Genomic DNA, 13,508 nt, shown 5'->3' on the forward strand with positions numbered 1-13,508 from the left:
TAATATGAATTTAATGTGAAAGAATTAAGAATAGATACCAATTTTGCACCTAAATAAAATATAATAATTATATTTCTAGATAAAGAATATTAATGTAAATCTCTATACCACAATAGCCATAAATCTTGTATAAATATAAAAAAATTAATAGAATCAACTATTTTTCAAAAAAAAGACAAAACAACATAGATAAGTAGGATAGTATGAATATCACTCTTGATACATATATCATTTCTGATACACATTTTGGGCAAAATTCTATAATCAAAAAAGAAAGAATACGCAATCTCATAGCAAATAATCTAGGGTATAAAAATCATTTTGATTTAATTGTTGATAATTGGAATAAAAAAGTAAGCCAAAAAGATAGAATCTTGCATTTAGGTGATGTTTATTTTAAAGATGGATTCTCATATCTAAAAAAATTAAATGGCAAAAAAATGCTAATAATTGGAAATAATGATATAAAAAAGCTACATAAACTAGAAAAATTTAATTTTGAAATGAAAAATAAAGTCATTTTAAAGATACCACAAAAAGAAAAAATAAGAGAGAAAATAAAACAAAAATATGGAACAATACAAGAAAAAATATATCTAAATGGAATCATCATGGATATTGATGGAGAGAGAATCTTGTTTAGTCATTTTCCAGTTTTTAATAGAAAACCAAATGATAGATTTGATGCTATTAGAGATGTGTTAGATGATTATTTTAGATTTAGTGATTGTTCGCTAAATATACATGGACATACGCATTCAAAAGAAACAAATAATAAATTTTGTATCAATGTATCAATAGAGCAAACGATGCTCGCACCAATAAAATTAAAAAAAATACTAAAAGATTATAGGAGTAGATTATGAATATTTTAGTCCCAATAATGCAAGGATTTGAAGAAATAGAATTAGTAAGTATAATAGATACACTAAGAAGAGCTGATATAAATATCATTATTGCTAGAGATTCTAATAATGATGACGAAATGGTAATAGGAGCGCATAATATTATCATAAAATCAATGTGCAAAATCTCACAAGTCGATATAGATAGCCTAGATGGCATTGCTCTTGCAGGTGGATTTGAGGGGATGTTAAACCTAAAAAATAGCAAAGAAATAATAGAAATATTACAAAAACTAGATAAACAAAATAAGCTTATATCTGCGATTTGTGCTTCACCTATCGTGCTAGCCCAAGCAGGAGTGCTAAAAAATCATTTTACATGCTATCCAGGATGTGAGAGTGAAATACAAGTAGCAACAAAATATACACAACAAGCTACTTGCATAGATGAAAATATAATCACTGCAAATGGTCCAGCAAGCGGAATCTTATTTGCCCTTGAAATCATTAAAAAACTACAAGGCAAAGAAAAATACAATAAAATAAAAAGTGAAATGCTTATTGTAGAATCATGATTTAAATAAAGATTCTAGTAGCTGTTTTCCGCTTTCTTTTATATCATTTTGCTGTTTTTCTACTTCTTTGATATTTTGCATACTTAAAGTATTAGGATTTGCGCCCAAATCCTCGATCTCTAGCTCCATTCCAAGTAGCATAGATGTTAGCCTTATATTTACACCATCTTTGCCTATTGCTTTTGATTTTTGATCGCTATAAAGAGATATAATAGCCTTATTGTCTAATATTTTTACACTTACAATTTTTGCAGGTGAGAGTGCATTTGTAATAAATACTTCTGGCACACTAGAATATTCTACACAATCTATACTCTCTCCGCATATTTTTTTACTAACAGCATTTATCCTTATACCTTTTACTCCAACGGTTGCACCAACTGGATCAATTCGTGCTGTATTTGATGATACTGCTACTTTTGAGCGAACCCCTGGAATCCTAGAACATTTCATAATATTTACTTCACCATCTGCTATTTCTGGCACTTCTAATTTTAATAATTCCTCCAAAAACTTTGGTGTTGTCCTGCTTAACTCTATTTGGATTCCATATCTATTATCAATATAAATTCGCTTTAATATACAAGAGATACTTTGCCCTACTTTAAATACTTCACCTTTTATTCTATTTTTTCTAGGGAGTCTAGCTCTAATAGAATCTATTTCAACAATAGTATCTTCACTCTTTGAATCGATATATACAACCATTCCATTTATGATTTTATCTACACTATTTTTTAGATTATCAAATATCTGATCTTCTATATTTTTTTCAATGCTACTTTCCAAATCTCTTAAAAGATTGCTAATTGTATTTCTATTTAATTCCAAATTATCAATACTTAACTCAAATAAAATCTCATCACCAATAGATACATTGCCATTTTTACGAGCTTGAGATATTTTTATCAATTTTTTAGAATCCTCTTCTAAAATCTCAAAATCATCATCGACAACTTTTAATTTATTGAATAATTTTATTGTTTTGTCTTTTTTGTCAAAATCAACAACAAAATTCATATCATTATCAATGCTATTTTTTGCAAGTTTTAAAATTTTATTTTTTACTATATTTTGAATAACATCAATTTGTAATCCTTTTTCATATGCGATGATTTCGATAATATCTAAAATTTTATCCAAGATTTGAATCCTTAAAAATTAAGTATAAAACATTTAAAAAATGTGCTGATTATATCAAACTAGACTTAAAGTTTTAAGATAAATTTGATAGAATCAAATCTTTGCAAAATGCCAATTAAGGAATAGTAAATGAATTTAAAACTAGCTAGAATGAATCTAAATGACAAGCCAAAAACAATAACACTAGAAGAAATAGAAAAACAAGTAAAAGAAAAAGGAAACACCACATTCTACCTTGATAGAGAAAATTCATTAAAAGATTTAGAAAAAATATGTGCTCATTTTGAAAAAAGTGCAAAATCAACTCATTTTCACGAGCTAAGATTTGGACTTGATAAAGATTGCATTCTTTATGAATTACACATTATAGATTATTAATAAAAGATAGCAAAATTGACTAAAAAATTATTTATAAAAACATTTGGCTGTGCTATGAATACGCGTGATAGTGATCATATTATCGCTGAATTGAAAGAAAAAGAAAACTACAATATAACACAAGATGCAAGAGAAGCTGATTTGATTATACTAAATACTTGCAGTGTTCGAGAAAAACCAGAAAAAAAGCTATTTAGTGAAATTGGAAGTTATGCTGCCATAAAAAAAAGAGATGCAAAAATTGGAATCTGTGGTTGCACCGCAAGTGCTCTTGGTGAAGAAATAATCAAAAAAGCTCCAAGTGTTAATTTTGTATTAGGTGCAAGAAATGTATCAAAAATATCAAGCATTATCCACAAAGAAAAAGCTGTAGAAATCGAGATAAATCATGATGAATCAAATTATGAATTTTGCAACAATATAGAATCTAATATAAGAGCCTTGATAAATATTTCTATTGGCTGTGATAAAAAGTGTTCTTATTGTATAGTGCCATTTACAAGAGGAAAAGAAATTTCTATCCCGCTTAATCTTATCTTAAAAGAAACAAGAGCAAGAGTAGAAAATGGTGCAAAAGAAATAATCTTGCTTGGACAAAATGTAAATAATTATGGCGCTAGATTCTCAATTCCACATGAAAAAATAAACTTTACAAAATTATTGCAGGAAATAAGCAAAATTGATGGGGTTGAACGAATCAAATTCGTATCACCGCATCCATTGCATATGGATGATGAATTTATAGAAGAGTTTGCAAGTAATAAAAAAATATCAAAATATATACATATGCCTATGCAAAGTGGCTCAAATACTGTTTTAAAAGATATGAAAAGAGGATATACAAGAGAGTGGTTTTTAAATAGAGTAAATAAGATAAAATCTCTCTGTCCTGATGTAGGTATAGGCACAGATATAATAGTGGCATTTCCAAGTGAAAAAGAAGAAGATTTCTATGATACATTAGATATGGTAAAAAATATAGAATTTGATACTATGTATAGTTTTATTTATTCTCCAAGAAAAGATACAACAGCATTTAATATGAAAGAGATAGATTCTAGTGTTGCTGCTATGAGATTAGAAATATTGCAGAATCTTCACAAGCAAATCTTAAATAAAAAAGCAAAAAATGAAATAAATAAAATCCATAAAGTTATGATTGAAAATATTAATGATAAAGGAAGTGAAGGTAGAAGCGATAATGGTAGGCTAATAAAAATAAATGATACCAATATTGCTATTGGCAATTTCTATGATGTAATCATCACAAATAATGAAAATGGAAGCCTATTTGGCAAAATAATTTAATGATATTTAATAAAGATTCTAGAAGAGCATTTAAACGTAAAATAATACTTTTATTTGCTCCACGGCTTGTTTGGATATTTCTTTGGATTTTGTATTTAAGCTGCAAAAATAGATTTTATATTCATGATGATATAAAAAAGGGCAATGCTATACTTGCTTTTTGGCATGGTGAATTTTTAATGCTTCCATTTTTGTATAAAAAAATGCGAGATAAACCAAAAATATTTGTAATTTCAAGCGAGCATTTTGATGGTGAATTGATGGTAAAACTATATGGATATTTTGGATTTAAAACTATTCGAGGCTCTAATACAAGAGGTGGAAGAAGGGTTTTGATACAATCATTTAAAAAGCTAGAAGATGGATATGATGTTGCAATAACACCTGATGGTCCAAAAGGACCTTATCATAGTATAGCAGATGGTGTTGTAGCTATGAGTCAAAAAACCGGCATTGCAATAGTGCCTGTTAGAACTATACCAAATAGATTTTATGAGCTAAAAACTTGGGATAAATTTAGAATCCCAAAATTATTTTCTAAAATAATATATATCTCAATGCCAAGTTTTCATATATCAAAAGATTTAAACTTAGAAGACGCAAAAGAATTAGTATATAAACAAATGACAAAAGACCCAAATATAGTTTTTAAATATGAGGGTTTTTAAGAATATAGTTTAGTTATTTTATAAGTTTAAGATTGTAGAATCTAATGAATTAAATATTTATTTTAAAGGCTATTTATTGTCATTATTTAGCAGAATATATCAAAAAGTTATTATATCAATTGACTTAGATGAAAAAACTTGTAGAGTTATAGTATCTAATAATTCACAACAAGAAGAAAAAACATATAAAACTATTAATGCAGATTTTCCCATAGAAGCAGCAAAATACATACAAAGGATACAAAATAAACACCCATATACATATGTATCTACTATGATTAGGGGACAACAACAAGGGCTATTAAATGGTAATAAAATAGATATATTTGATAAATTTGGACTTGATATAAATTCTTTAAGAATAATGCTAGTAAATAATCAATGGTTTGTTTATGTAAGCAAAAAAAATCTACAAGATTATAAAAATAAATTTAGCAAAATAAATGGATTGGACTTTGTTTTTTCACCATTTATTATAATCTTTGAAAAAATAAAAGATAGTCTAGATAGCGCAAAAAAGCTATATATATTACAAGAAAAAGGCTCTAGTAGTTTGCTTATTGCAGACAGAGATAATATATATTTTGGAGAATATATAGTATTTGAACAAGATAGATTCTTAGATGAAAATAAAGAAGATGATGACAAGAATGATAAAGAAATAGAATTTGATGTCATTGATGAAATTGATGAAAATATAATTATAAAAGATTTTGATAAAAATGGCTATGAACAATCACAAAATAATCTTAGTGAATTATCTATTGCAAACCACATGATAGAACTTATCACAAAAACTTTAAATAGCTTTTATCAAGATAGCAGATATGCAAGTGATTTTATAGATGAACTTTTGATATTTGATGGATATGGAATAAGTGATAATGCAAAATCTCATCTAAAAAATAATACCATGCTTGAAACTCAATTTATACGAATAGATGTATGCAAGGAAATAGAAAAGCTAACAAAGATGGAATTACAATAAAGGACAATAATGGCTCTAAGATATAGCTTTACAACTCCAAGGCCAAAATATATAGTATCAAAGCTAACAAAAATATGGATATTTTATATAGTGCTTAGTGTTGTTATTATATATTTTGGTGGAATCTATCTAAAAATAGAAGTTGATATATTGCATAATAATACACAAGTTATAGAAAACAATATGAATATGCAAGATAAAAAAATAGCCCTTATAAATAAAAACATAGAGCGTCTAAAATACGAGGCAAATCTAAATAATATAAATAAAAACTACAATAGTGAGGTGCAAAAATCATTATTAAATTTATTTGCACTAATACCTGATCAAATAACAATAACACAAATAAAACTTGAAGAAGAAAAGCTAACACTAAAGGGTATAACACCGACTAGAGAGCTGTATTCTTTCTTGTTGCAAGCACCACTAAGATCAATCTTTACAACAAGTAGAGTTGATTTTTTTTCACTACCAAATGGGTGGTTTAATTTCACATCAATTAGCGTATTAAATAAAGAGACAAAATGAAATTTTTTAATTTTTTAAATGATATTGATTGGAGCAAAAATATAATATTATTTATAGTATATATATTGATTATATTATTTTGCCTAGCATTTTATTTTATACCAATTATGCAAAATCATAAGATTAAAACTCTAGATTACAAACGAATACAAAGCCTTGATACTGCAATCACTAACAATGAAAATGCTCTACAACAAGATTTGGATTCTATATTAAGCAAAAATGATCATCACAATATAAGAAACAAGATTGATATGCAGAAATTAGAAAAATATATAAAAACATATATAAATAATGCAGTCATTCTTGATAATGGAATACAAGATTCTGCTAATAATATAAAAATACAAAATATTTCAATACAAGGATATACAAAGCATACAAAAGAGATTGTGGATTTTATTAATAATCTAGAGAATCTAAATAATAATATAAGAATAGGATTCCCAATTGATATAGCAAAACAAGGAGATAATCTAAAAGTAAATCTCTATATAAATATCTATTATAGCGATTATAAATTATGATTATTTTAGTTCAGACCAACGTTTGCCTATACTTATGCCACATTTAAGTGGAACTCTAAGCGTATAAATATTATTCATAATCTCTAGTATTTCTTTGCTTGCACTATCTACTTCGCTATCTTTTACTTCAAATATCAATTCATCATGCACTTGTAATAATAATTTTATATCTCTATTTTTGAATCTATCAAAACATTTATTCATAGATAATTTTATCAAGTCAGCTGCACTACCTTGAAAAATTGAATTTACACCTTCTCTAAGAAATGCCAATTTTTCATATTCTGCAATATTATGAAAATCAAAATTTCTAGTTCTACCAAGCAAGGTAAGGGCATATCCATTGTTAAAAATAAAATTTTCCTCTTTTTGGAGATAATCCCGCACTGTTGGAAAACTCTCAAAATAGCTATCTATGTATTCCTTACTTTTAGATTGTGATATTTTGAGAGTTTGAGCAAGTTTTTTTGCACCCATTCCATAAATCAAACCAAAATTAATACTTTTTGCAATATTTCTTTTTTCTTTAGCTTCATCTTGCCCAAATATTTTTATTGCAGTTTCTAAATGTATATCTTTATCATTTATAAAAGATTCTAATAGATTTGGATCCTGTGAAAAATGGGCTAATAATCGCAGTTCAATCTGTGAATAATCTGCGGAAATGAGACTATATCCTTCCCTTGCAATAAAACCATATCGTATTCTTCTTCCAATAGAAGTTTTAACAGGGATATTTTGCAAATTTGGATTTCTTGAGCTAAGACGACCTGTGCTAGTTCCTGTTTGCATAAATGAAGTGTAGATTCTGCGATTTATGTTTAGATTTATTATTGGTATTACATAAGTGTTTAAAAGTTTATTTAATTCACGATGCTCTAATATGCAAGGGATAATAGGATGAGAATCTATTAAAGATTCTAATGTTTTTTCATCAGTGCTATATCCGCTTTTTAAGATTCTGCCTTTTTTTAGATTAAATTTATTAAATAGCACATCGCCTAATTGCCTTGTAGAATTGATATTAAATTCATTGCCTGCGATACTATAAATCTTGCTGCTTATATCTTTAATCTTAGATTCTAGCTCTAATTTTAATTGATGAAAAAAATCTAAATCTATACCTATTCCATTGCCTTCCATTTCTATCAAAACTTTGATAAATGGAAACTCTACATTTCTTGCAATATCTAGGAGATTCTTATTTAATGTATTCATAAAATGATGATACAAAGCCAAACTGCATATAGAATCTTGTGCTCCATATTTTGTCGCTATATCAATTTGGACACTAGCAAATGTATCACCTTTATTTACAATATCTTCAAACTTAGTAGTAACATAATCAAAATTTTTCTTTGTTTGATAATCAAGGTTTAACATACCTGATGGATTCTCTAGCCATGCAAGTATCAATGTATCGCTATAATCAGTGATCTCTAAATCAAAATTTCTTTTTATTACAGCTATATCAAATTTTAGATTATGTCCTATTATATGATGTTTAAATAATTTTTCTAATGCTTTTTTTGCATCACTAATAGATATTTGCTCTTCTACACCAAGATAAAAATGATTAAGCGGCACATAATAACCAACATCTAAAGAATAAGCAAAAGAAAATCCGACAATATCACTACTCTTTACATCAAGAGAATTAGTCTCTGTATCAAAAGCAACAATACTATTTTTATCAATTGAATCTATAATCTTATGCAATTCTTTGGTATCTACAATTTTTATACATTCAAAATTTAATAAAGATTTATTTTTTGTGATATGCAAATCTTTTTTTATTTTTGATAGGATATTTATATCATAGCTTTTTAGCTCATCTTCTATCAAAAATAGTGGATTAGTTGCTGGTTTTAAAGTAGATTCTAAATCAAAAGAATCCAATAAATCATCTCTTAATCTTACAAGCTCTTTACTTTGATAAGCAGAATCTTTGCCTTCAATAATCCTACTAATCAATTTTGGCGTTAGAAAATTTTTTAGTGAATGGATATTATTATACACTCCATCAAGTGAGTTAAAATTGCTAATTAATTTTTGTGCAGTTTTTGTACCAATGCCTTTTATGCCAGATACATTATCACTTGAATCTCCAACCAAACTTTGATAATCAACAAATTGCTCTGGATATACACCAAATTTCTCAAAACATTCTTCTTTGTATATGCTTTTCTTTTTTATTGGATCATATATATAAGTATTAGAATCTATTAATTGATATAAATCCTTATCAACACTAACAATTCTAATATTTACATCTTTTACAATAGATTTAATAGAAGCTATGGCATCATCAGCCTCATATCCATTAATAGATATATAAGGCAAATTCATTTTTTTTATCCATTCAATTGCGATTTGAATCTGCAAAGATAAATCTATATCTATTTCTTTACGATTTGCTTTATAATCACTTGCAATATCTTTTCTTTTTTTATCGCCCTCACCTTCTAATGCAAAAATGATATAGTTAGAATCATCATTATATAGCTGATTGATGAGATTTGCAAAGCCAAGCAAAACACCGCTTGGCTTACCATCTTTGCTTTTTAATTTTGGCATCGCATAAAAATTTCGAAAAAAATATCCAAAAGTATCGATAATAGATAGAGTTTTCATTTTGCTATTTCTCCATTTTTTGGCAAAGATTCTAGCACAAATTAGAATCTATATAATTAAATAATACAGGACATAAATAACACTAGATTCTAGTTTAAACTTTTATTTTTAGGTTTTTATAGGATTTTAAATATTTTATTAAGAAGATAGCTTATTTATTTACAAATGATAATTACTTAAATATCTAGGATAATCTCTACAGGGCAATGATCGCTTCCATAAATCTCACTATAAATATTAGCTTCTTTTAGATTATCTTTTAAAGAATTGGACAATAAAAAATAATCAATCCGCCAGCCAATATTTTTAGCACGAGAATTTGCCATATAAGACCACCAAGTGTAAGCATCGCTTTTATCTGGATATAAATATCTATAACTATCAATAAATCCAGAATCTAATAAAATACTGAATTTTTCTCTCTCTTCTTTTGTAAAACCTGCATTTTTTGTATTTTGCTTTGGATTTTTTAAATCAATCTCTTTATGTGCAACATTTAAATCACCACATATAACAACAGGTTTTTTAAGCGATAAAAGATAAGTTCTAAAATCATCTTCCCACTCCATTCTATAATCTAATCTAGTAAGTTCTCTTTGAGAATTTGGAGTATATACATTTACCAAATAAAATTTATCAAATTCAAGTGTGATTACACGACCTTCATTGTCATGTTTATCAATATTAATACCATAAGATTGTGAGATTGGTTTTATCTTAGAGAGTATTAAAGTCCCAGAATAGCCCTTTTTGATGGCGCTATTCCAAAAACTATAATAATTAGGAAAATCAAAGCTAGATTGCTCTTGTTGCATTTTTGTTTCTTGAATGCAAAATAAATCAGAATCTACGCTATCAAAAAAATCTTGGAATCCTTTATTCATACAAGCACGAAGTCCATTAACATTCCAAGATATTAATTTCATAAATTATGATTGCCTTTTTTCTATAATACCTTTTGCGATATTTGCAGGCACTTCACCATAGTGATCAAATTCCATGCTATAGCTTCCACGACCTTGAGTAGCAGATCTTAAATCAGTAGAATATCCAAACATTTCAGCTAATGGAACAAAAGCATTAACTATTTTAATGCCCATTCTATCATCCATAGAATTAATTTGCCCTCTTCTTCTATTTAAATCACCTATAACATCACCCATATATTCTTCAGGAACTTCAACTTCAACCTTTGTAATAGGCTCTAACAATACAGGATTTGCACCTTTTGATGCTTCTTTAAATGCCATTGATGCTGCGATTTTGAATGCCATTTCAGAACTATCAACATCATGATAACTACCATCATATAAAGTTACTTGAAAATCAACAACTGGATATCCAGCCAATACACCAGTTTGCATTGCTTCTTGGATACCTTTATCAACTGCCGGAATATATTCTTTTGGAATAACACCGCCACTAATTTCATTAATAAATTTATATCCACTACCTGGCTCTGTTGGCTCCATTTTGATAAATACATGACCATATTGACCTCTACCACCAGATTGTTTAGCATATTTGTATTCTTTTTGGATAGTAGATCTTATAGTTTCTCTAAATGCAACTTGTGGTTGTCCAACTTCTGCTTCAACTTTAAATTCTCTTTTCATTCTATCAACAATAATTTCTAAATGAAGCTCACCCATACCAGAAATGATTGTCTGTCCTGTTTCTTCATCAGTTTTTACTCTAAAGCTTGGATCTTCTTCAGCTAATTTTGCTAATGCTAAAGACATTTTTTCTTGGTCTGCTTTAGTTTTAGGCTCAACTGCAATCGAAATAACAGGATCTGGGAATTCCATTCTCTCTAAAATCACAGGATCTTTTTCAGAGCATAAAGTATCTCCTGTTAGCGTATCTTTTAAGCCAACAAATGCACATATTTCACCAGAATACACTTCTTTAATATCTTCTCTTTTATTAGAGTGCATTTTTAAAAGTCTTCCAACTCTTTCTTTAGTTTTCTTTGTAGAATTATAAACATAACTACCGCTCTCAATAGAGCCTCTATAAACTCTAACGAAAGTAAGCTGCCCTACAAATGGGTCTGTCATGATTTTAAATGCAAGTCCAGCAAATTCACCATCATCACCAGATTTTACTTGTATTTCTTTATCAGTTTTTGAATCTATACCTCTAATATCTGCAACTTCTGTAGGAGATGGGAGATAATCAATAACTGCATCTAAAAGTGTTTGAACACCTTTATTTTTAAATGATGAACCACAAAGCATAGGAACAATTGACATGCTAAGACAGCCAGCTTTTAGTCCTTTTTTAATCTCATCTTTGCTCAATTCCTCGCCATTTAGATATTTTTCCATTAAAACTTCATCTTGTTCTGCGGCTGCTTCAATCATCTTTTCTCTATATGTGCTAACAATCTCTTGCATATCATCTGGAATCTCTAAAATATCATATTTAGCGCCCATTGTTTCATCATTCCAAATATAGCTTTTCATCTCGACTAAATCAACTAAGCCTTTAAAACTATCTTCAGCACCAATTGGAAGTGCAATTGGCACTGGTCTTGATTTTAATCTTTGAGAAATTTGATTTTCAACATTATAAAAATTAGCACCGATTCTATCCATCTTATTTACAAATACTAATCTTGGCACGCCATATTTATTTGCCTGTCTCCAAACTGTTTCACTTTGTGGCTGCACACCACCAACAGAACAAAATACAGCTACAGCACCATCTAAAACTCTCATAGATCTTTCAACTTCTATTGTAAAATCAACATGCCCTGGAGTATCTATTAGATTGATTTGGTAATTTTTCCAAAAACAAGTTGTAGCAGCAGAAGTAATAGTAATACCTCTTTCTTTTTCTTGCTCCATCCAATCCATTGTAGCAGCACCATCATGAACTTCACCAATTTTATGGCTTACGCCTGTATAAAAAAGGATTCTCTCGGATGTAGTTGTTTTACCAGCATCAATATGAGCAGCAATTCCTATATTTCTTAACATATGTAAAGGAGTTTTTCTTGCCATTTTATGCTCCAATTACCATCTATAATGTGCAAAAGCTTTATTTGCTTCAGCCATTTTATGAACTTCTTCTTTTTTCTTAAATGCATTACCTTTTTCATTAGCAGCATCTATAAGCTCATTTGCAAGTCTATCTATCATAGTTCTTTCGTTTCTTTTTCTAGTAGATTCTAGAATCCATCTAATAGATAATGATTGTTGTCTCTCACTTCTAACTTCAACAGGAACTTGATAAGTAGCACCGCCAACTCTTCTACTTCGCACTTCAACTAAAGGCTTAACATTTTCTAAAGCCTTTTGAAATACATCTATACCTTTTTCGTTAGTTTTTTCTTCAATCTTATTAAATGAACTATAAATTATCTTCTCAGCTATACTTTTCTTGCCATCATACATCATTTTATTGATAAATTTTGTTACAACTTTGTTGTGATAAACAGGATCGCCTAAAACTTCTCTCTTAGCGGCTCTTCTCCTTCTCATAATTCTCCTTTATTTAAATTTTATTTCTTAGATTCTGCCTTTGCCCTTTTAGCACCATACTTACTTCTAGATACCGTTCTTTTAGCAACACCAGCTGTATCAAGAGCACCTCTAACTATATGATACTTAACACCTGGCAAGTCTTTAACTCTCCCACCTCTAACTAAAACAATAGAGTGCTCTTGCAAATTATGTCCCTCACCAGGAATATAGCTAATAACTTCTATTTTGCTTGTAAGTTTTACTTTTGCAACTTTTCTTAAAGCTGAGTTAGGTTTTTTAGGTGAAGTTGTATAAACACGGGTACAAACACCTCTTCTTTGCGGACATTCCATCAAAGCTGGCGACTTTGATTGTTTAGAAATCTTTTTTCTTTCATTTCTTATTAACTGATTTATAGTTGGCACTACTTCTCCTTATCAAAAA

General features: G+C 28.4%; 14 protein-coding genes. 8 read left to right on the top strand and 6 right to left on the bottom strand.

All coding sequences use genetic code 11. From position 1 onward, the window contains the following. Nucleotides 1-203: 203 nt before the first annotated feature. Entirely contained in the window at nucleotides 204-866 is a 663-nt protein-coding gene (locus tag CQA42_RS05520) for a metallophosphoesterase family protein (RefSeq protein ID WP_115583690.1), read from the top strand. Beyond that, the gene (locus CQA42_RS05525) at nucleotides 863-1,420 is read left to right on the top strand and encodes a DJ-1 family glyoxalase III (RefSeq protein ID WP_115583691.1); all 558 of its coding nucleotides are present in this window, start codon (nucleotides 863-865) and stop codon (nucleotides 1,418-1,420) included. Before CQA42_RS05520 ends, CQA42_RS05525 begins: the two co-directional genes overlap by 4 nt. On the opposite strand, the gene nusA is transcribed toward CQA42_RS05525, so the two are convergent. Then, the gene (nusA, locus tag CQA42_RS05530) at nucleotides 1,415-2,563 is read right to left on the bottom strand and encodes a transcription termination factor NusA (RefSeq protein ID WP_115583692.1); all 1,149 of its coding nucleotides are present in this window, start codon (nucleotides 2,561-2,563) and stop codon (nucleotides 1,415-1,417) included. The genes CQA42_RS05525 and nusA overlap by 6 nt on opposite strands. Nucleotides 2,564-2,692: 129 nt before the next feature. Between nusA and CQA42_RS05535 the strand changes: the two genes are divergently transcribed. The 6 genes from CQA42_RS05535 to CQA42_RS05560 all read left to right on the top strand — a co-directional run bounded on the left by CQA42_RS05535 (nucleotide 2,693) and on the right by CQA42_RS05560 (nucleotide 6,960). After that, nucleotides 2,693-2,941 carry an HP0268 family nuclease gene (locus CQA42_RS05535; RefSeq protein ID WP_115583693.1) on the top strand — a complete coding sequence of 83 codons (249 nt, stop codon included), beginning with the start codon at nucleotides 2,693-2,695 and terminating at the stop codon, nucleotides 2,939-2,941. 15 nt (nucleotides 2,942-2,956) lie between these two features. Then, a complete protein-coding gene (miaB, locus tag CQA42_RS05540; RefSeq protein WP_115583694.1) occupies nucleotides 2,957-4,249 on the top strand; it encodes a tRNA (N6-isopentenyl adenosine(37)-C2)-methylthiotransferase MiaB in 1,293 nt (430 codons plus the stop codon). Beyond that, on the top strand, nucleotides 4,249-4,917 hold the full coding sequence (locus CQA42_RS05545; RefSeq protein ID WP_115583695.1) for a lysophospholipid acyltransferase family protein: 669 nt from the start codon (nucleotides 4,249-4,251) through the stop codon (nucleotides 4,915-4,917). The genes miaB and CQA42_RS05545 overlap by 1 nt, the downstream gene beginning before the upstream one ends. Nucleotides 4,918-4,993: 76 nt before the next feature. Next, nucleotides 4,994-5,905: a hypothetical protein gene (locus tag CQA42_RS05550; RefSeq protein WP_115583696.1), complete on the top strand. Its 912-nt coding sequence runs from the start codon at nucleotides 4,994-4,996 to the stop codon at nucleotides 5,903-5,905. Nucleotides 5,906-5,914: 9 nt separating this feature from the next. After that, the gene (locus tag CQA42_RS05555; protein ID WP_115583697.1) at nucleotides 5,915-6,433 is read left to right on the top strand and encodes a hypothetical protein; all 519 of its coding nucleotides are present in this window, start codon (nucleotides 5,915-5,917) and stop codon (nucleotides 6,431-6,433) included. Next, the gene (locus tag CQA42_RS05560) at nucleotides 6,430-6,960 is read left to right on the top strand and encodes a hypothetical protein (RefSeq protein WP_115583698.1); all 531 of its coding nucleotides are present in this window, start codon (nucleotides 6,430-6,432) and stop codon (nucleotides 6,958-6,960) included. Before CQA42_RS05555 ends, CQA42_RS05560 begins: the two co-directional genes overlap by 4 nt. Here CQA42_RS05560 and polA read toward each other — a convergent pair whose 3' ends face one another. The 5 genes from polA to rpsL all read right to left on the bottom strand — a co-directional run bounded on the left by polA (nucleotide 6,961) and on the right by rpsL (nucleotide 13,489). Next, nucleotides 6,961-9,594: a DNA polymerase I gene (gene polA, locus CQA42_RS05565; protein WP_115583699.1), complete on the bottom strand. Its 2,634-nt coding sequence runs from the start codon at nucleotides 9,592-9,594 to the stop codon at nucleotides 6,961-6,963. Nucleotides 9,595-9,770: 176 nt separating this feature from the next. Next, nucleotides 9,771-10,520, bottom strand: coding sequence for an exodeoxyribonuclease III (locus CQA42_RS05570; RefSeq protein WP_115583700.1), 750 nt, complete (start codon nucleotides 10,518-10,520; stop codon nucleotides 9,771-9,773). A gap of 3 nt (nucleotides 10,521-10,523) precedes the next feature. Then, nucleotides 10,524-12,602, bottom strand: coding sequence for an elongation factor G (gene fusA, locus CQA42_RS05575; RefSeq protein WP_115583701.1), 2,079 nt, complete (start codon nucleotides 12,600-12,602; stop codon nucleotides 10,524-10,526). Nucleotides 12,603-12,614: 12 nt separating this feature from the next. After that, nucleotides 12,615-13,082 carry a 30S ribosomal protein S7 gene (rpsG, locus tag CQA42_RS05580; RefSeq protein WP_115583702.1) on the bottom strand — a complete coding sequence of 156 codons (468 nt, stop codon included), beginning with the start codon at nucleotides 13,080-13,082 and terminating at the stop codon, nucleotides 12,615-12,617. Between the two features lie 20 nt (nucleotides 13,083-13,102). After that, nucleotides 13,103-13,489 carry a 30S ribosomal protein S12 gene (rpsL, locus tag CQA42_RS05585; protein WP_115583703.1) on the bottom strand — a complete coding sequence of 129 codons (387 nt, stop codon included), beginning with the start codon at nucleotides 13,487-13,489 and terminating at the stop codon, nucleotides 13,103-13,105. Between the last annotated feature and the right edge of the window lie 19 nt (nucleotides 13,490-13,508).

The sequence above is a fragment of the Helicobacter sp. MIT 99-5507 genome (genome assembly GCF_003364295.1).
Taxonomy (GTDB): domain Bacteria; phylum Campylobacterota; class Campylobacteria; order Campylobacterales; family Helicobacteraceae; genus NHYM01.

Excerpts from the sequence above, each read along its gene's own strand:
- CQA42_RS05560 (WP_115583698.1), top strand. The coding sequence starts at position 6,430 with ATGAAATTTTTTAATTTTTTAAATGATATTGATTGGAGCAAAAATATA.
- polA (WP_115583699.1), bottom strand. The coding sequence starts at position 9,594 with ATGAAAACTCTATCTATTATCGATACTTTTGGATATTTTTTTCGAAAT.
- CQA42_RS05545 (WP_115583695.1), top strand. The coding sequence starts at position 4,249 with ATGATATTTAATAAAGATTCTAGAAGAGCATTTAAACGTAAAATAATA.
- fusA (WP_115583701.1), bottom strand. The coding sequence starts at position 12,602 with ATGGCAAGAAAAACTCCTTTACATATGTTAAGAAATATAGGAATTGCT.
- CQA42_RS05525 (WP_115583691.1), top strand. The coding sequence starts at position 863 with ATGAATATTTTAGTCCCAATAATGCAAGGATTTGAAGAAATAGAATTA.
- CQA42_RS05570 (WP_115583700.1), bottom strand. The coding sequence starts at position 10,520 with ATGAAATTAATATCTTGGAATGTTAATGGACTTCGTGCTTGTATGAAT.
- CQA42_RS05535 (WP_115583693.1), top strand. The coding sequence starts at position 2,693 with ATGAATTTAAAACTAGCTAGAATGAATCTAAATGACAAGCCAAAAACA.
- CQA42_RS05520 (WP_115583690.1), top strand. The coding sequence starts at position 204 with ATGAATATCACTCTTGATACATATATCATTTCTGATACACATTTTGGG.
- rpsG (WP_115583702.1), bottom strand. The coding sequence starts at position 13,082 with ATGAGAAGGAGAAGAGCCGCTAAGAGAGAAGTTTTAGGCGATCCTGTT.
- CQA42_RS05555 (WP_115583697.1), top strand. The coding sequence starts at position 5,915 with ATGGCTCTAAGATATAGCTTTACAACTCCAAGGCCAAAATATATAGTA.